Below are 17,534 nucleotides of genomic sequence, written 5' to 3' on the forward strand. Positions count from 1 at the left end.
AATCTCGGGAGGTTGGCCATGGATGGCTGGCAGCAACAAGGAATGACGCTGATTGAAGTATTACTGGCAATCGTAGTGCTCGGGATGGGCTTGTTTACGGCAGCCGAGTTGCAACTGCGCGCCTTGCAGGCCACTGAAAGTGCCTTGCGCAATACCCAGTCGGCGTATGGTGAGCACGCACTGCTGGAACAGGCCCGGGCAGCGGGCCTGCAGCTTGGCGAGAAAACGGGGTTGTGAACAGGCAGTCGGGTTTGAGCATGCTCGAGGTGTTGCTGGCGCTGAGCCTGGGAATGCTGTTGTTAGTGGCTGCCAGTCGCCTGTTCGTCGCCGCGAGCCAGTCCTGGCAGGCTCAAATGGCGGCTGCGCGAATGCAAGAGGACGCGCGCCTGGCCTTGCAGCGATTGGCTCAAAGCATTCGCATGGCCGGTGCTCTCGGTTGCTTGCGTTACGACGCTGTCGATTTTCTCGACCCATTGGCTGCACAAGCGTTTGCACAGCCGATACACATCAGCCGTGATGCGCAGGGGCGCTTGCAGCGCCTGAGTTTGATAAGCGCCGAAAGCGCATACACCAGCGGCGAGCCTGACTGGACGCTGCTCACCGACTGCGTAACCCATGCGATGGTGCTCGCTGGCGCAAAAAAGCCGGCAGAGGGGCAGTTTGCGATACCCATCCGCCGCCAGGAGTACCGCCTGGTGGCAGACCAGCTTCGCCTGCGCAGCGCCGCGAGCAACGGCGTGCTGGTCGAGGGTGTCAGTGAGTTGCAGCTTGAACTGCTCAGAACCAGCACCCTGGGAATCTCAGGCGTGCGTCTGAGCTTGACCTTGACCGACCCACAGCAACGCGTCAGGCCGCAAACCTATGGCATGAGCGTCGCCTTGGGTAACCCGGTAGGCCTGCAATGAAATCCAGGCAGCGCGGCCTCGTCCTGTTGCTCAGCCTGACGCTGATGCTGTTGTTGGCTCTGCTTGGGTTGTCGGCGATGGGCAGTGCGATCCAGCAGGCGCGCATGTCGCGCAATTTGCTGAGCACCTTGCAGGTCTTCGAGCAGAGCCATCAGGTGCTGCAGTCGGGGGAGACCAGGCTACATACACAGGCATGGCCACTGTGCGCGTTCTGCTTGCCACCTCCCGAAGCTGGCAACGTCACCTCGAGCGGGGTTTATGCGGGGCAGGGTGAGAGTTCAGGGTTGAGCTGGCAGGCGGCGACTGGTGGTTTCTATCTGATCCAGTCACTGGGACGAAGTACCAAGGTCAGGCAGATGCCACAAGGGTTGGAGGCAAACCTGTATCGAGTAACCGCGGTGAGTCGCCTCGGCACGGTGCGCGGCGTGATGGAGAGTGTGATTGCGCAACCTGTCGGCCCAGCACCGCAGCCAGGGCGGCGCATCTTCTGGCGCCAGGTCTATTGAGGAGCAGGTAAATGAAGCAACAGCACGCATTGAGTCTGATCGAACTGTTGATTGTCATCGCTGTGGTCGGCATTCTTGCGAGCATTGCCTACCCCGGTTACTCCGATCTGGTGAAAAAATCCGCACGCACGGAAATCGTCAGCCTGCTGATCGAGAGCGCGCAGCGCCTGGAGCTGCACTATTCACGTGCAGGACAGTACAGCGACGTCGAAGACCTTCAGGCCTCACTGGCGAGCGGCACCGCTCACTACAGTTTGCATGTCATGCGCGACAAGGAGTCGTTCACCCTTTCGGCACGTCGCCTTCCCGGCGGCTTGATGAGGGCTGATCGGTGTGGTGACTATGAACTTGACCAGGCAGGTAGGCGGGGCAATCCCCAAGGCGCCGAAAATACTGACGGCGGGTGCTGGGGAGGCTGAAGCCTTTCGCGATTTACTTCAGAAATTGGATCGATAGATGACCAAGCAAGTAGTGATAGTCGGTGGCGGAGTGATCGGCCTGTTGACGGCGTTCAATCTGGCGGCAGAGGTCGAACAGGTGGTGTTGTGTGATCGCGGTGAACTGGGGCAGGAGTCGTCCTGGGCCGGTGGCGGCATCGTTTCGCCGCTCTACCCCTGGCGCTACAGTCCGGCCGTAACCGCACTGGCGCACTGGTCGCAGGATTTTTATCCACAACTGGGAGAGCGTCTGTTCGCCAACACCGGTGTCGATCCCGAGGTGCACACCACTGGGCTTTACTGGCTGGACCTGGACGACGAGGCCGAGGCGTTGGCTTGGGCTGAGCGTGAAGGGCGGCCCCTGAGTGCTGTGGATATTTCGGCAGCCTATGACGCTGTGCCGGTACTGGGTGCGGGCTTTGAGCGGGCGATCTATATGGCGGGCGTTGCCAATGTGCGTAACCCGCGTCTGGTCAAATCGCTGAAAGCGGCGCTGCAGGCACTGCCAAACGTAACCCTGCGCGAGCACTGTGAAATCACTGGCTTTATTCGCGAAGGCGAAAAAATTATTGGCGTGCAAACCGCCGACGGTGCGATTGCCGGTGATCGCGTGGTGCTGACTGCTGGCGCGTGGAGTGGTGACCTTTTGCGGCCGTTGGGCCTTGAACTGCCAGTGGAGCCGGTCAAAGGGCAGATGATTCTGTTCAAGTGCGCCGAAGATTTTCTGCCCAGCATGGTCCTGGCCAAGGGCCGCTACGCGATTCCGCGCCGCGATGGGCACATTCTGGTGGGCAGCACCCTGGAGCACGTCGGCTACGACAAGACCCCAACCGCCGAAGCGCTGGAAAGCCTGAAGGCATCAGCCATCGAATTGCTTCCAGCATTGGCCGGGGCTACTCCGGTTGGTCATTGGGCGGGATTGCGTCCAGGATCACCCGAGGGTATTCCTTACATCGGTGAAGTACCGGGCTGGGAAGGTCTGTGGTTGAACTGCGGGCACTACCGCAACGGCTTGGTGCTGGCGCCTGCATCCTGCCAGCTGTTCGCCGACCTGCTGCTGGGCCGCGAACCGATCATCGATCCGCGGCCTTATGCGCCAAGCCGGCTCGTGTAAACGGACTCAGCCGATTATCGGTGCTTGAAGATGCCGGGTTGGGAAGTGTCGCTCAAAAAGTTGGCACACCTTGAGTACCTTTTCATCGGCAAAGCGTGCTGCTACTACATGCAGGCCTACCGGCAACCCGGCTGAGGTAAGCCCGCAGGGCACCGAGGCTGCCGGTTGCTGGGTGAGGTTGAAGGGGTAGCTGAACGGTGTCCAGTCCATCCATTGCTTGAAGCCTGAGGCAGGGGGCACGTTATGCCCCGCCTCAAAAGCGGTCAGCGGCAGCGTCGGCGTCACCAATACGTCATACCGTTCATGGAAGGCGTTCATTTGCGCCACCAAGGCAGCCCGGGCCTCCATCGCCTCGGTGTACTCGTTTAGGCTGATACCTGCACCCAGTCCAGCGATCTGCAGCAGCCCTGGGTCAACCAGTGTGCGTTGCTCGGCACTGAGTTGGCCAATCAGCCGAGCAGCACCGGCGAACCACAGCGTATTGAAAATATCCACAGGGTCACTGAAGCCTGGGTCGACCGCTTCCACGTGTGCGCCCAACTGCGCAAGACCTTCAACCGCCTGACCCACCAGTGCTTGAATCTGTGGGTCTACGTTCACGTAGCCAAAGTTGGCGCTGTAGGCGATGCGCATTCCCTTGAGACTTTCCCCCGGGGATAGCCAAGCGGTTTGACGTGCAGCACCGGCCAAGCCGTCGCGCGAGTCTGGGCGGGCCACACAGTCGAGCATCAGCACCGCATCTTCTACCGTACGGGTCATTGGACCCAGGTGCGAAAGAATGGTCATGGCACTGGCTGGCCACTGGGGCACATAGCCGAACGTTGGTTTGATCCCGAACGTGCCGGTAAAAGCGCAAGGAATACGGATCGAGCCACCGGCATCGCTGCCCTGATGCAATACGCCCAGGTTCAAGGCGGCTGCAGCCGCCGCACCACCCGAAGACCCGCCCGCCGTGAGGCTGGTATTCCAGGGGTTGCGGGTAATGCCATAGAGCGGGTTGTCGGTGACGCCCTTCCAGCCGAACTCGGGAGTCGTGGTTTTGCCGACAAGTACGGCACCGGCCTCGCGCATGAACGCGCTGAACGGAGCGTCGATGTCCCACGGGCCTTCACTGTTGGTGGTGCGAGAACCTTTGCGGGTCGGCATGCCACGGGTCAGGGTAAGGTCTTTGATTGAGCTCGGCACGCCATCCAGGCACCCGCAAGGGGCGTTTTGCTGCCAGCGTTTTTCGCTGGCGCGCGCGGCGATACGGGCGCCTTCCTCATCAATGTGGTTGTAAGCATTAACCACTGGGTTATGTTGGGCAATACGAGCCAGTACGTCTTCGGTGACATCCACCGGCGACAGTTCGCGGCTGCGATACAGTGCTAGCAATTCGACCGCAGTCAGTTCGCCAATGGCGGTTTTCTCGGTCATCTCAATGTTCTCCCTGGGCCGCTGTAAGCATGGCGCGCAACAGAACCGCACAGCCGTCGGCCAGATCCTGTGGTGCAGCGTTCTCAATTTCGTTGTGGCTGATACCTCCTTCGCAAGGCACAAAGATCATTCCGGCAGGGCCCAGTTCCGCAAGGAAGATCGCGTCGTGACCGGCACCGCTGACAATCTCCATATGGCTCAGACCCAGTTCGACCGCGGCGTGGCGAACGGCCTCGACGCATTGGGCCGCAAAGTACAGTGGCGGGAAGTCAGCCGTTGGTGTCAGCTCATAGCGCAAGCCATGTTTGGCGCAGCTGCTCTCTATGACCTGCTGAACTTCCTCGACCATTGCCTGCAAATGCGCGGGGTCAAGGTGGCGCAGGTCGATGGTCATGTTCACCCGCCCAGGAATGACGTTGCGCGACCCTGGGTGCAAATTCAGGCAGCCCACTGTGCCGCAGGCATGCGGCTGGTGCGCATGAGCAATGCGGTTGATGGCACTGATTACCTCGGCGGCGCCGACCAGGGCGTCCTTGCGCAGGTGCATCGGCGTCGGTCCGGCATGCGCCTCGACTCCGGTAAGCACCAGGTCGAACCACTTCTGGCCCAGACAGCCCTGCACCACACCGATGGTGGTCTGGCGATCTTCCAGCACCGGCCCTTGCTCGATATGCGCTTCGAAATAGGCACCTACCGGATGACCAACAGGCGTACGTTCCCCGGCGTAACCGATACGTTGCAGCTCGCCACCCACCGACAATCCTTGCTCATCGACCTTGTCCAAGGTTTGCTGCAGGTCGAATTTTCCGGCGAAGACTCCTGAGCCCATCATGCACGGGGCAAAGCGTGATCCTTCCTCGTTGGTCCAGACCACCACCTCGAGCGGTGCCTGGGTTTCAATACCCAAGTCGTTCAGCGTGCGGATCACTTCAAGTCCGGCCATTACCCCGTAGCAACCGTCGAACTTGCCGCCGGTGGGCTGGGTGTCGATATGGCTGCCGGTCATCACCGGAGGCAACGAAGCGTCGCGGCCGGCACGGCGGGCAAAGATGTTGCCGATGGCGTCGACGCTGATAGTGCAACCAGCGTCTTCGCACCAACTGACAAACAGGTCACGGGCCTGACGATCCAGTTCGGTCAACGCCAATCGGCAGACGCCACCTTTGACGGTGGCGCCCAACTGCGCCAGGTCCATCAGCGATTGCCAGAGTCGGTCCCGGTTGACCAAGGGCGCGTTGCCGAGCAGGTGCTGCGTAGGATCGATTGAAGTATTCATGGGCAGTCTCCTTTCAGGCGCTCAAGGCCAGGTAGCGGTTTTTGATGCTGGGGTCGGCGCGAAACTGCGCCGCACTGCCCTGGTAAGCCACGCGGCCTTGTTCAAGTACGTAGTGGCGGTCGGCAAGGGCGTCGCAAACCATCAGATTCTGTTCCACCAACAGAACCGACAGGCCTTCTTCCTTGATTCGTCGCAGGATTTTCACCAGCTCATCCACGATAACTGGAGCCAGGCCTTCGGTCGGTTCATCAAGAATCAACAGCTTGGGATCGTTGAGCAGGGCGCGGGCGATGGCGAGCATCTGCTGTTCACCCCCTGACAGGGCAAAGCCGTTGTTGCTGCGGCGCTCCTTGAGGCGTGGAAACATGGCGTAGACATCTGCCAGTTGCCAACGGCTATCCTTGCGCGCCGCGATCTTGAGGTTTTCCTCGACGCTGAGCAGGCGGAAAATACCGCGATGCTCCGGTACCAGAGCGATGCCCTGGCGAGCAATCTCGAAGATTTCGCGACCGACCAGTTGCTGGCCCTTGAAGTGGATCTGCCCCTGGCGAGGGCGAACAATGCCGAGGATGCTGCGCAATGTAGTGGTCTTGCCGGCACCGTTGCGCCCCAGCAAGGTCACAAGCTCACCCTCGCCGACGCTCAGCGAAACGCCCTCGAGTACATGGCTCTTGTCGTAATAGGAATGAATATTCTCGACGTTCAGCATCAGGCAGCTTCTCCGAGGTAGGCGGTGCGTACGCGCTCATCGTTGCGCACGAATTCCGGGGTGCCTTCGACCAGGATCTGGCCATGGCTCATCACTGTGATGCGTTGGCTGATAGACATGACGATGCTCATGTTGTGCTCGATCAACAGTACGGTGTGGTCGCGACCCAGGTCGCTGATCAGATCAGTCATCAACGGAATGTCATCGATGCCCATGCCCGATGTTGGCTCATCGAGCATCAGCAGCTTGGGGCGGGCGCAGATCGACATGCCCACTTCCAGTACCCGTTGCTGCCCGTGAGACAGCTCGCCAGCGAGGGTGTCGGCGCGTTGGTTAAGCTTCAGACGCTCCAGCACCTGGTCGGCCATGTCCCAGTGGTTGCGCTTGTGCTCTACCGTGCGCCAGAAATTCAATGCGGCCAGGCCATCCCGGCCCTGGGCGGCCAGGCGCAGGTTTTCGCGCACACTCAAGTTCTGGAACAGGCTGGTGAGCTGGAATGAGCGCGCCATACCCAGTCCCACTCGGCCATGGGAAGGCTTGCGAATGATGTTCTGGCCACCGAACAGAATCTCGCCGGCCGTGGCCTGGCGCTCGCCCGTCAGGCAATGAAAGAGGCTGGTCTTGCCGGCACCGTTTGGGCCAATCACCGTATGAATGGTGCCCGCCGTGACTTTCAGATCGACACCGGCCACCGCGCGAAACGGGCCGTAAGCCAACTCCAGCCCGCGGGTTTCCAAGAGATAATCGCTCATTGCAGGTTCTCCTTGGTTTTGCTCGCGGCGCTTCGCAACGAGCACAAACGCTTGCCCAGATTGGCCAGGCCGCCCCACAGTCCGCCACGCATGAACACTACGACCAGAATCAGAATCACGCCCAACAGCATCAGCCAGCGTGGCCACAGGTCCGAGAGGACATCGCCGAGCAAGACGATGGAGCCTGCACCCAGCAGCGAGCCAAACAGCGAGCCGGTGCCGCCGACAATGGTCATGATCAGAATGTTTTCCGACATCACCAGGTCGATGTTCGACAGTGGGGCAAAATGCAGCAACATCGCGTACAGCGCCCCGGCAATGCCGGTAACTGCGCCGGACAACATGAACACCAGGATCTTGAAGTGGCGTGTGTCATAGCCAATGGCTGCCGCGCGGGTTTCGTTCTCGCGAATCGCCAGCAGGGTGCTGCCGAACGGTGAACGGATTACCCGCTGTGCGCCCACGAATATCAGCAGGAAAAGCACGGCTACAAAGGCATAGAAGTGGCGTGGATCGCTCAGGTCGACCAGTACATGACCCGCAATCGACAGATCAGGCCGCGGCACCTCGAGCAGGCCGTTGTCGCCGCCAGTCCAGTCGCTGAGGGTGTAGGCCAGGAAATAAGCCATCTGACTGAAGGCCAGGGTCAGCATGACGAAGTAGATGCCGGTACGGCGAATGGCCAGGGCACCGACCAATAGCGCCAGCATCGCGCCAAACACCGCCGCGCCAAGCAAGGCGGGAAACATGCCCCAGTGCAAATGGATCATCAACAGTGCCGCGCCGTAGGCGCCCACGCCGAAAAAGATCCCCTGGCCGAACGACAACAGTCCGGTGAAACCCAGCAGCAGGTTGCAGGCCAGTGCCGCAAGGGCAAATATCAGAATCTCGGTGGCCAGGGTGGTTGATGGCAACAGCAGTGGCAGACCGATCAGCGTGGCGATCACCAGCAGCAACAATGTGGGTGAACGGCCCTTGGCCATCGGCAACGGGTTCTTATCGCTCATCTTCATGCTCTCCCGAACAGACCGTATGGACGCACCAGAATCACAGCGGCCATGGCCCCGTAAATCATCAAGCTGGCGCCTTGCGGCCAAATGGTGGTCATCATGCTTTGCACTACCCCAACCAGCAGGCCGCCAACCAGCGCGCCGCCGAACGAACCCATGCCGCCAATCACCACGACGACAAAGGCGATGCCAAGAATCTCTGGCCCGACGAACGGTTGCGCGCCACGCAGTGGCGCAAACAGCACGCCAGCGACGCCGGCCAGGCCAACGCCGAGGGCAAAGGTCAGGGAAAACAGGCGGAAAATGTTGGTGCCCAGCAACGAAACTGTTTCTGTGCTTTCGCTACCGGCCCGCACCAGTGCGCCGAAGCGCGTGCGCTCGAGCAACAGCCATAGGCCCAGGCCGATCAGGGCGGAGAAGCCAATCAGGAACAGGCGGTAGTAGGGATAGATGAAATCGCCAATGATCAGCACGCCGCGCAACTCTTGAGGTACGGCGATGCTTTTGCCCACTGGGCCCCAAATCAGTACTGAAGCCTCCTGGATAATCAGTGCAATCCCCAGGGTTACCAGAATCTGAAAAGTGTGCGGCAAGTGGTAGATGCGCTTGATCAATAATCGCTCGACCGCCCAGGCCAGTGCTGCGACTGCCAGCGGGGCCAGCAGTAGCGCGACCCAGAAGTTGCCGGTCAGCGCCACGACGGTGTAGCACAAGTACGCACCAAGCAGAAAAAATGCGCCGTGAGCGAAGTTAACGAAGTTGAGCAAACCGAAGATAATGGTCAGGCCCACGGCGATCAGGAAGTAAATCATCCCCAGGCCAAGGCCGTTGAGTAGCTGGAACAGGTAAAGACTGAGCATGCACGAACCCTCTGCAGCGCGCGTAACGGCTGCATTGCAGTAGTGTGATAGCGAGCGCCGGGGGTCAGGCCAGGGCGCAACCGGTATTGGCGACGTCGATGAAGGAGCGGCCAGCGCTGATTACCTCGGCCAGGTCATCTTCGTCACGCATCTGCGCCTGCGGCTTGCCGCGCAGCAGGTAGTAATCCTTCATTACCTGATGATCACCGGGACGAATCACTTCATCCCCGGTTGGCCCTTGAAAGCTCATACCCTGCAGTGTCTTGGCGATGGCGACGCCGTCGAGGCTGCCGGTCTTGATAATGGCTTCGAGCATCACTCGAGTGCCGATATAGTCAGCGGCCAGTGGGTAGTTGGGATTGATGCCGTAGGCCGCTTGCGTAGCCTTGACCAGTGCTTTGTTGAGCGGGGTGTCGACCTGATGCCAGTACTGCGCCCCCAGATAGACCCCTTCGAGTACATCGCTGCCCAACTCCTGGAACTGATCCAGCCCTGCCGACCACACCAGCAGCACTTTCATGCGCTCCTTGATGCCGAAGTTCACTGCCTGGCGCAGCGCGTTTGACGACTGGCTACCGAAGTTGAGCAGCACCAGCACGTCCGGCTTGGCGGCAATGGCATTGGTCAGATAACCGGAAAACTCTTGTTCTTGCAGCGAGTGGTAGCTGTTGCCGATATGTTCGACACCGAATTCCTGGAACACCTTGCGGGCGTTCTCCAGCAGCGCGTCGCCGAATACGTATTGCGGAGTGATGGTGTACCAGCGCTTGGCGGCCGGTAGCTGGCGAATCATTGGCACCAGCGTTTCGCGGATAGCGCCGTAAGTGGGTACCGACCAGCGGAAGGTCGAGGAATTGCAGTCCTTGCCGGTTATCTCGTCGGCTCCTACCGGGGTCATGAACACGCCACCTGCCTTGTGGATCTCCTTCGACACCGCCAGCGCCGAGGAGGACAGGGTGCAGCCCTGGAAAAAACGCGCCTGATCCTGGCCGATAGCCTCCTGGACCTTGCGCACCGCTTTGCCCGCATTACCTTCAGTGTCGATCACCTTGTACTTCAACGGCCGGCCGAGCAGTTGCGGGTGTTCGGAAATGGCCAGGCGTGACCCCATGTCGGCGTACTTGCCGTAACTGGCAAAGGCCCCGGACATCGATTTCAAACCGTAGAAGGTAATCGGCTCTTCGGCGTAGGCCAGGCGCATCCCGGCTGGGATACAACCGAGGCTGCCAAGGGCAAGGCCTGCCTTGAGCAGGGTACGTCTTTGCATGGGTAACTCCTTGGTTCTGGTTATTAGGCAGGAGTGGCAATGACAAAGCGGAGCGGCCGGGCCTGTGTGCAGGCCTCTGGTCAGCGGGATCAGTGGTGGTGGTCGAACTCCAGAAGAAAGTTACGGGCGACTTCGCCTTCCAGAGCGGTCATGTGTTGTTCGGCATCGCACATGTGCTCGTGCATCAGTCGGCGTACAGCGGGTTCGTCGGCGGCACGTAGGGCCACCAGCAATTGCTTGTGGTAATCGATGTTGGCAGCGTCGAACTGCTGGCGCTTGGGTTTGTAGGCTTTTTTCAGCACCACCAGATCGCGCAGCAGATCGTTGAGAAACGTTGCCATGAAACTCAGCAAGGGGTTGGGGCAGCGTCGGGCTAGAATATTGTGGAACTCAAGTTCGGCCAGACGCTGTTCGCGTTGACCCTGCTCGCTGTCTTCCGGGGTGCTGCAGCACTTGATATTGGCCTGCAGCGCGTCGAAGTCGCTTTCGTCCAGACGACCAATTACCGCTACAGCCAGTTCCACCTCGATGACTTTGCGTAGCTGGTATACCTGCTCGCCATCGAGTTGCTGAAAGTGCAGATAGTTGCGCAGGGCGCGGCTAGCGGGCTCAGTGCCGGCTTCATTAAGGTAGGCGCCGCCGCTAGGGCCGGTGCGGGTGTTGACCAGACCTTCGACTTCCAGGGCCTTGAGCGCTTCACGGGCAGTGCCTTTGGAGCATTCAAAACTCTCCATTAGTTCGCGCTCGGTCGGTAGACGGTCACCGGGGCGCAGGGCGTCGATGACGATCGAGCGCTTTACCGACTCGACAATCATGTCCGAGAGCTTCTGACGTTTGCGCTTGAGCGGGCGTTTGAGCATGGGAGCTATTTATCGTATTTATGCGGATAAATAGCACTTAATAATCTTTGGCCGAGCAGGTCAACAGGGGATAGGGGGAGGGTGTCGCAAATGATGGCTTAAGGTCGCTTACGGGTATGTGCGAACTACCTTGTGGGCGCCGGCGTTTGCCGGCTCCACAGATAAAGCGAGTTAACGTTGCGCGCCCGGCCCTTGCTCCAGATGCGCCGGGCTGCAATACCACTGCGAGCCCCGGTGCAAGGCACGATCGCTGGGCAGGTGCACGCCACAATGGGCGCAGCGCACCATTTTCAGCGGGTCTTCAAGACTGTTGTCAGGCCTGGCAGCAGTGCTGGCCTTGAACTTGCGCCACAGCCAGAAAGCGGCGGCAATCAGGGCAATCCAAAAAAGTAGGCGAACCATGGTGTTCAGCTTTATCAATGAAGAGCTTCAATTCTAGGGCTCAGGCATAAAAAAAGGGAGGCCTGAGCCACCCTTTATCTGTTGCGTGATTGATCAGTCAAACACGCCGAAGGTCATGTAGCTGAACCAGGAGCGGTCGTCGTTGTTGCCTTCCGCTTCGTGTTCTTCTTCCTGCACGGCGTCGCCGTCTTTTGGCAGCAGGTCGGCTGGAATCGCTTCCTTGGCGTCTTCGTACTGGCGGATAACGTCCTGGTTTGCGCGGGTTTCACCCGGTGGCAGCGGCGTTTCGCTTTCGATCAGGCCCAGCGTGGCCTTGGACAGCCAGGAGCGGTTGTCGGCTTCATCCTGCTTGGGCTCGAACTGACCGTCCACCAGGCTTGGGTGATCCGGGTAGTTGAGCTTGAGGGTTTCCAGGCTGGTGGCGGCCAACTCGTCCAGGTGCAGACGCATATAGGCTTCGGTCATCACCGCCAGGCCGTCACCGACCGATGGGGTTTCCTGGAAGTTCTCGACTACATAACGACCACGGTTGGCGGCAGCTACATAAGCCTGGCGGCTCAGGTAGTAGTCGGCGACGTGGATTTCGTAAGCCGCCAACAGGTTGCGCAGGTAGATCATGCGCTGCTTGGCGTCTGGCGAGTAACGGCTGTTGGGGAAGCGGCTGGTGAGCTGGGCGAACTCGTTGTAGGAGTCGCGGGCAGCACCCGGGTCACGCTTGGTCATGTCCAGCGGCAGGAAGCGCGCCAGCAGGCCACGGTCCTGGTCAAAGGAGGTGAGGCCCTTGAGGTAGTAGGCGTAGTCGACGTTCGGATGCTGTGGGTGCAAGCGAATAAAACGCTCGGCGGCTGACTTGGCAGCTTCGGGCTCGGCGTTCTTGTAGTTCGCGTAGATCAGCTCGAGCTGGGCCTGGTCGGCATAGCGACCGAACGGATAGCGCGATTCCAGAGCCTTGAGCTTGCTGGTGGCGCTGGTATAGCTGTGGTTGTCCAGATCGGCCTGCGCCTGCTGGTACAGCTCGGCTTCGCTCAGGTTTTCGTCGACGACTTCCTTCGAAGAACAAGCAGCGGTCAGTCCGAGGATGGCGATCAGCAGCAGGTGTTTCACTTGCATGGCGGCTTGCGTCCCTATGACGGCCGCTGTCTTGGGCGTGGCCGTCCTGTTATGATGAGCACCCCGATGCAACACCCGGGGCAAAAGACGTCGTATTTAACCACAAGCGCGCAGTCGAAACCAAAGGCTGTGCCGCCCGCTGATTCGAGCATGTCCGAGATCATTCAACTTAGCGCAGAGGTGCCGTCCGAATTGGGCGGGCAACGCCTCGACCAAGTCGCCGCCCAATTGTTCGCTGAGCACTCGCGCTCGCGCCTATCCACCTGGATCAAGGAGGGGCGCCTGACGGTTGATGGCGCCGTCCTGCGTCCACGCGATATCGTCCATGGCGGCGCGATGCTGGCTCTCGAGGCCGAGCAAGAAGCCCAGGGTGAGTGGGTGGCCCAGGATATCGAGCTGGATATCGTCTATGAAGACGAACACATCCTGGTAATCAACAAGCCCGCAGGGCTGGTGGTTCACCCGGCTGCTGGCCACGCCGATGGCACCTTGCTCAATGCCTTGCTGCACCACGTACCGGATATCATCAACGTCCCGCGTGCAGGCATTGTTCACCGTCTGGACAAAGACACCACGGGTCTGATGGTGGTGGCCAAGACCATTCAGGCGCAGACACAACTGGTTACTCAGTTGCAAAGTCGCAGCGTCAGCCGCATCTATGAATGCATCGTAATTGGTGTAGTCACTGCAGGTGGCAAGATCAACGCACCTATCGGTCGTCATGGTGGCCAGCGTCAGCGCATGGCCGTGACCGAAGGCGGCAAGCCGGCCGTCAGCCATTACCGTGTACTGGACCGCTTCCGTTCCCATACCCACGTACGGGTAAAGCTGGAAACCGGACGCACCCACCAGATCCGCGTGCACATGGCTCACGTGAACTTTCCGTTGGTCGGTGATCCGGTCTACGGCGGACGCTTCCGCATTCCACCCGCGGCCAGCGTCACCATGGTCGAGGCGCTCAAGACGTTCCCGCGTCAGGCCCTGCATGCACGTTTCCTGGAGCTGGATCACCCGGCAACAGGTGAGCGCATGGGGTGGGAGTCGCCGCTTCCAGACGATTTCGTCTGGCTGCTGTCGCTGCTCAAGCAAGACCGCGATGCGTTCGTCGGATGAGTGAGCTGGCGCGCGAACTGCTGATCCCCAACTGGCCTGCGCCAGCCGGGGTTCGCGCGTGCGTCACTACGCGGGCAGGGGGTGTTAGCCTGCCCCCATACGAAAGCTTCAACCTTGGCGACCATGTGGGCGATGCGCCCGACGCGGTCGCCGAGAACCGTCGGCGCCTTACCGCCGAATTCGGTATCCAGCCTGCCTGGCTCAAGCAGGTGCATGGCGTAGTGGTGGCTGATGCCGACCCGAGCATAATTGCCGAGGCCGATGCCAGCTGGACCGCCACTCCAGGCGTTGCCTGCACGGTGATGACCGCCGATTGCTTGCCATTGCTGTTCTGTGATCGCGCCGGTACCCGGGTAGCCGCTGCTCATGCGGGCTGGCGTGGCCTGGCCAATGGCGTCATCGAGGCCACGCTCGATCGCCTGGCGTTGCCTCCAGAAGAGGTGCTGGTGTGGCTGGGCCCGGCTATTGGCCCGCAAGCCTTTGAAGTAGGTCTGGAAGTGCGCGATGCCTTCACGACCGTTCATCCGGAAACTGCCCAGGCCTTCGTGCCCGGCGCAAGTGCGGATAAACTGATGGCCGATATCTACATGCTGGCTCGCCTGCGTTTGGCTGTCCGTGGTGTAACAGCGGTGTATGGCGGGGGTTACTGCACCGTCAGCGATCAGCGCTTCTATTCTTACCGGCGAACCCCCCAAGGCGGTCGCTTTGCCTCTTTGATCTGGCTCGCTCCACGCTGACCTGAATCAACCCCGCTAAGCTTGAATCCTCCAGAATCATCCTTATCTAATGGGGTATCTCTGGCAGGTTTATCTTCATCAGGTGTGTCCATCGCTCCGGCCTGCCCAAAAAGGAAGGTAACTTATGCGAATAGACCGTTTGACCAGCAAGCTACAACTGGCGTTATCTGATTCCCAATCCCTGGCTGTTGGTATGGACCATCCTGCCATCGAACCTGCGCACCTGCTGCAAGCGTTGATCGATCAGCAAGGAGGTTCGATCAAGCCGTTGCTGATGCAGGTGGGCTTTGACGTCAATGGCCTGCGCAAGGCATTGAGCAACGAACTCGACCAACTGCCAAAAATCCAGAACCCTACCGGCGACGTGAACATGTCGCAGGACCTGGCGCGCCTGCTCAACCAGGCTGACCGCCTGGCCCAGCAGAAGGGCGACCAGTTCATTTCCAGTGAACTGGTGCTGCTCGCCGCCATGGACGAGAACAGCAAGCTCGGCAAATTGCTGCTGAGCCAGGGCGTAACCAAAAAAGCCCTGGAAAATGCCATCAGCAACCTGCGTGGCGGTGAGGCAGTCAACGACCCGAACGCTGAAGAGTCGCGTCAGGCCCTGGACAAGTACACCGTCGACCTGACCAAGCGCGCCGAAGACGGCAAGCTCGATCCTGTGATCGGCCGTGATGACGAAATTCGCCGCACCATACAGGTGTTGCAGCGTCGTACCAAAAACAACCCGGTGCTGATCGGTGAGCCTGGTGTGGGTAAAACCGCGATCGCCGAGGGCCTGGCCCAGCGCATCATTAATGGCGAAGTGCCGGACGGCCTTAAAGGCAAGCGTCTGCTCTCGCTGGATATGGGTGCGTTGATTGCAGGTGCCAAGTTCCGCGGTGAGTTCGAAGAGCGCCTCAAAGGGTTGCTCAATGAACTGTCCAAACAGGAAGGGCAGATCATTCTGTTCATCGACGAGCTGCATACCATGGTCGGCGCCGGTAAAGGCGAAGGCTCCATGGACGCTGGCAACATGCTCAAACCCGCCCTGGCGCGGGGTGAGCTGCACTGCGTCGGTGCTACAACCTTGAACGAGTACCGCCAGTACATCGAAAAAGACGCAGCACTTGAGCGGCGCTTCCAGAAAGTACTGGTCGAGGAGCCGAGCGAGGAAGACACCATCGCCATTCTGCGTGGCCTCAAGGAGCGTTACGAGGTTCACCACAAGGTGGCGATCACCGACGGTGCAATCATTGCCGCAGCCAAGCTCAGCCATCGTTACATCACCGACCGGCAATTGCCGGACAAGGCTATCGACCTGGTAGACGAAGCGGCCAGCCGCATTCGTATGGAGATCGACTCCAAGCCTGAAGTGCTCGATCGCCTGGAGCGCCGTTTGATTCAACTGAAGGTTGAATCCCAGGCGCTGAAGAAAGAAGAAGACGAGGCCGCGCTCAAACGTCTGGAAAAACTGACCGAAGAGATTGCCCGTCTGGAACGTGAGTACGCCGATCTGGAAGAAATCTGGACGTCGGAAAAAGCCGAAGTGCAGGGCTCTGCGCAGATCCAGCAGAAAATCGAACAGTCGCGCCAAGAGCTGGAAACCGCTCGACGCAAAGGCGACCTCAGCCGCATGGCCGAGCTGCAGTACGGGGTTATCCCGGATCTGGAGCGCAGCCTGCAGATGGTCGACCAGCATGGCAAGGCCGAGAACCAGTTGCTGCGTAACAAGGTAACTGAAGAAGAAATTGCCGAAGTCGTCTCCAAGTGGACCGGTATCCCTGTGTCCAAGATGCTTGAAGGCGAGCGGGATAAATTGCTGAAAATGGAAAGCCTGTTGCACGAACGGGTGATCGGGCAGGAAGAAGCCGTGGTTGCGGTTTCCAACGCGGTACGGCGTTCGCGTGCCGGGTTGTCCGACCCGAACCGGCCAAGTGGCTCGTTCCTCTTCCTCGGCCCAACCGGGGTAGGTAAGACCGAGCTGTGCAAGGCGCTGGCCGAGTTTCTGTTCGACACTGAAGAGGCAATGGTGCGTATCGACATGTCCGAGTTCATGGAGAAACATTCCGTGGCTCGACTGATCGGTGCTCCACCAGGCTACGTCGGCTACGAGGAAGGTGGCTACCTGACCGAAGCGGTACGGCGTAAGCCTTATGCCGTTGTGCTGCTCGACGAAGTCGAGAAGGCGCATCCGGATGTGTTCAACGTGTTGCTGCAGGTGCTTGAAGATGGACGCCTGACTGACAGCCACGGCCGCACGGTAGATTTCCGTAATACCGTGATCGTGATGACCTCCAACCTGGGCTCGTCGCAGATCCAGGAGCTGGTAGGGGATCGCGAAGCGCAACGGGCTGCAGTGATGGATGCGGTGGGTTCACACTTCCGCCCTGAGTTCATCAACCGGATCGACGAAGTGGTGGTGTTCGAGCCTCTGGGCCGAGACCAGATCGCCGGCATCACTCAGATCCAGCTGGGCCGTCTGCGCAGCCGTCTGGCTGAGCGCGACCTGAGCCTGGAGCTGAGCGACGAAGCGCTGGATAAACTGATCGCTGTCGGTTACGACCCGGTCTACGGCGCACGGCCTCTGAAACGCGCCATCCAGCGTTGGATCGAAAACCCGTTGGCGCAGTTGATCCTGGCTGGCAAGTTCCTGCCTGGCACCGGAATCACCGCCAAGGTAGAGGGCGAAGAAATCGTCTTTGCCTGATTTTTCGGTGGGTTAAGTTAAGGCCTCGATTTCGAGGCCTTTTTTTTCTTTGCATTTTTTCTCAACTGCTTGTAAAGTGCGCCCCGCTGTATGTCACCCCGCAGGTTTCCGGCAAAATTGGGAATCTGAAAAAAAGTTGCAAATCAGTAAGTTGAATGCAAATTAAGGGTTGACAAGGGTTTTGAAAGTTGTAGAATAGCGCGCCTCAGAGACATGAACGCAGCGATGCACAAGGTCGAAGAGTTCGAAGCGGTAGTGATACAGTTTTCGAAATTGCAGTACTTGAAGTTGTAGTTCCGCGATAGCTCAGTCGGTAGAGCAAATGACTGTTAATCATTGGGTCCCAGGTTCGAGTCCTGGTCGCGGAGCCA

Annotated in this window: 18 protein-coding genes and 1 tRNA gene; 9 read left to right on the forward strand and 10 right to left on the reverse strand. The window is 59.6% G+C overall.

The window, feature by feature from the left end; genetic code table 11:
• The first annotated feature begins 18 nt into the window (after positions 1-18).
• The 5 genes from V0R60_RS26245 to thiO are packed head-to-tail and all read left to right on the forward strand — an operon-like array spanning position 19 to position 2,962.
• Positions 19-237, forward strand: a complete 219-nt coding sequence (locus V0R60_RS26245; RefSeq protein ID WP_330080030.1) for a type IV pilus modification PilV family protein — start codon at positions 19-21, stop codon at positions 235-237.
• Entirely contained in the window at positions 234-905 is a 672-nt protein-coding gene (locus V0R60_RS26250; RefSeq protein WP_330080031.1) for a PilW family protein, read from the forward strand. Before V0R60_RS26245 ends, V0R60_RS26250 begins: the two co-directional genes overlap by 4 nt.
• The gene (locus V0R60_RS26255; RefSeq protein WP_136474487.1) at positions 902-1,411 is read left to right on the forward strand and encodes a hypothetical protein; all 510 of its coding nucleotides are present in this window, start codon (positions 902-904) and stop codon (positions 1,409-1,411) included. The genes V0R60_RS26250 and V0R60_RS26255 overlap by 4 nt, the downstream gene beginning before the upstream one ends.
• 11 nt (positions 1,412-1,422) lie before the next feature.
• Positions 1,423-1,830, forward strand: coding sequence for a type IV pilin protein (locus tag V0R60_RS26260; protein WP_136474488.1), 408 nt, complete (start codon positions 1,423-1,425; stop codon positions 1,828-1,830).
• Positions 1,831-1,867: 37 nt separating this feature from the next.
• Positions 1,868-2,962 carry a glycine oxidase ThiO gene (gene thiO / locus V0R60_RS26265; protein WP_330080032.1) on the forward strand — a complete coding sequence of 365 codons (1,095 nt, stop codon included), beginning with the start codon at positions 1,868-1,870 and terminating at the stop codon, positions 2,960-2,962.
• Positions 2,963-2,968: 6 nt separating this feature from the next.
• On the opposite strand, the gene V0R60_RS26270 is transcribed toward thiO, so the two are convergent.
• From V0R60_RS26270 to V0R60_RS26315, 10 genes are all read right to left on the reverse strand, one after another.
• Complete coding sequence (locus tag V0R60_RS26270; RefSeq protein WP_330080033.1) at positions 2,969-4,378, reverse strand: amidase; 1,410 nt, start codon at positions 4,376-4,378, stop codon at positions 2,969-2,971.
• Position 4,379: 1 nt separating this feature from the next.
• Positions 4,380-5,654, reverse strand: coding sequence for a Zn-dependent hydrolase (locus tag V0R60_RS26275; RefSeq protein WP_330080034.1), 1,275 nt, complete (start codon positions 5,652-5,654; stop codon positions 4,380-4,382).
• A gap of 13 nt (positions 5,655-5,667) precedes the next feature.
• Entirely contained in the window at positions 5,668-6,363 is a 696-nt protein-coding gene (locus V0R60_RS26280) for an ABC transporter ATP-binding protein (RefSeq protein ID WP_330080035.1), read from the reverse strand.
• Positions 6,363-7,115, reverse strand: coding sequence for an ABC transporter ATP-binding protein (locus tag V0R60_RS26285; RefSeq protein ID WP_330080036.1), 753 nt, complete (start codon positions 7,113-7,115; stop codon positions 6,363-6,365). Before V0R60_RS26285 ends, V0R60_RS26280 begins: the two co-directional genes overlap by 1 nt.
• Positions 7,112-8,122: a branched-chain amino acid ABC transporter permease gene (locus tag V0R60_RS26290; protein WP_330080037.1), complete on the reverse strand. Its 1,011-nt coding sequence runs from the start codon at positions 8,120-8,122 to the stop codon at positions 7,112-7,114. Before V0R60_RS26290 ends, V0R60_RS26285 begins: the two co-directional genes overlap by 4 nt.
• Positions 8,123-8,124: 2 nt before the next feature.
• Complete coding sequence (locus tag V0R60_RS26295; RefSeq protein ID WP_330080038.1) at positions 8,125-8,985, reverse strand: branched-chain amino acid ABC transporter permease; 861 nt, start codon at positions 8,983-8,985, stop codon at positions 8,125-8,127.
• Between the two features lie 64 nt (positions 8,986-9,049).
• Positions 9,050-10,252: an ABC transporter substrate-binding protein gene (locus V0R60_RS26300; protein ID WP_330080039.1), complete on the reverse strand. Its 1,203-nt coding sequence runs from the start codon at positions 10,250-10,252 to the stop codon at positions 9,050-9,052.
• 89 nt (positions 10,253-10,341) lie between these two features.
• Positions 10,342-11,112 (reverse strand): FadR/GntR family transcriptional regulator, encoded by a 771-nt coding sequence (locus tag V0R60_RS26305; protein ID WP_330080040.1) that lies wholly within the window; start codon positions 11,110-11,112, stop codon positions 10,342-10,344.
• A gap of 171 nt (positions 11,113-11,283) precedes the next feature.
• Entirely contained in the window at positions 11,284-11,514 is a 231-nt protein-coding gene (locus V0R60_RS26310) for a PP0621 family protein (protein ID WP_136474490.1), read from the reverse strand.
• Between the two features lie 93 nt (positions 11,515-11,607).
• Entirely contained in the window at positions 11,608-12,624 is a 1,017-nt protein-coding gene (locus tag V0R60_RS26315) for an outer membrane protein assembly factor BamD (protein ID WP_136474491.1), read from the reverse strand.
• Between the two features lie 150 nt (positions 12,625-12,774).
• On the opposite strand from V0R60_RS26315, the gene rluD reads away from it, so the two are divergent.
• The 4 genes from rluD to V0R60_RS26335 all read left to right on the forward strand — a co-directional run bounded on the left by rluD (position 12,775) and on the right by V0R60_RS26335 (position 17,534).
• Entirely contained in the window at positions 12,775-13,737 is a 963-nt protein-coding gene (gene rluD, locus V0R60_RS26320) for a 23S rRNA pseudouridine(1911/1915/1917) synthase RluD (protein ID WP_136474492.1), read from the forward strand.
• Positions 13,734-14,474 carry a peptidoglycan editing factor PgeF gene (pgeF, locus tag V0R60_RS26325; RefSeq protein WP_136474493.1) on the forward strand — a complete coding sequence of 247 codons (741 nt, stop codon included), beginning with the start codon at positions 13,734-13,736 and terminating at the stop codon, positions 14,472-14,474. Before rluD ends, pgeF begins: the two co-directional genes overlap by 4 nt.
• A gap of 124 nt (positions 14,475-14,598) precedes the next feature.
• On the forward strand, positions 14,599-17,163 hold the full coding sequence (gene clpB, locus V0R60_RS26330; protein ID WP_136474494.1) for an ATP-dependent chaperone ClpB: 2,565 nt from the start codon (positions 14,599-14,601) through the stop codon (positions 17,161-17,163).
• Between the two features lie 295 nt (positions 17,164-17,458).
• A tRNA-Asn gene (locus V0R60_RS26335) sits at positions 17,459-17,534 on the forward strand.

The sequence above is a fragment of the Pseudomonas auratipiscis genome, assembly GCF_036324085.1.
Lineage (GTDB): Bacteria > Pseudomonadota > Gammaproteobacteria > Pseudomonadales > Pseudomonadaceae > Aquipseudomonas > Aquipseudomonas auratipiscis.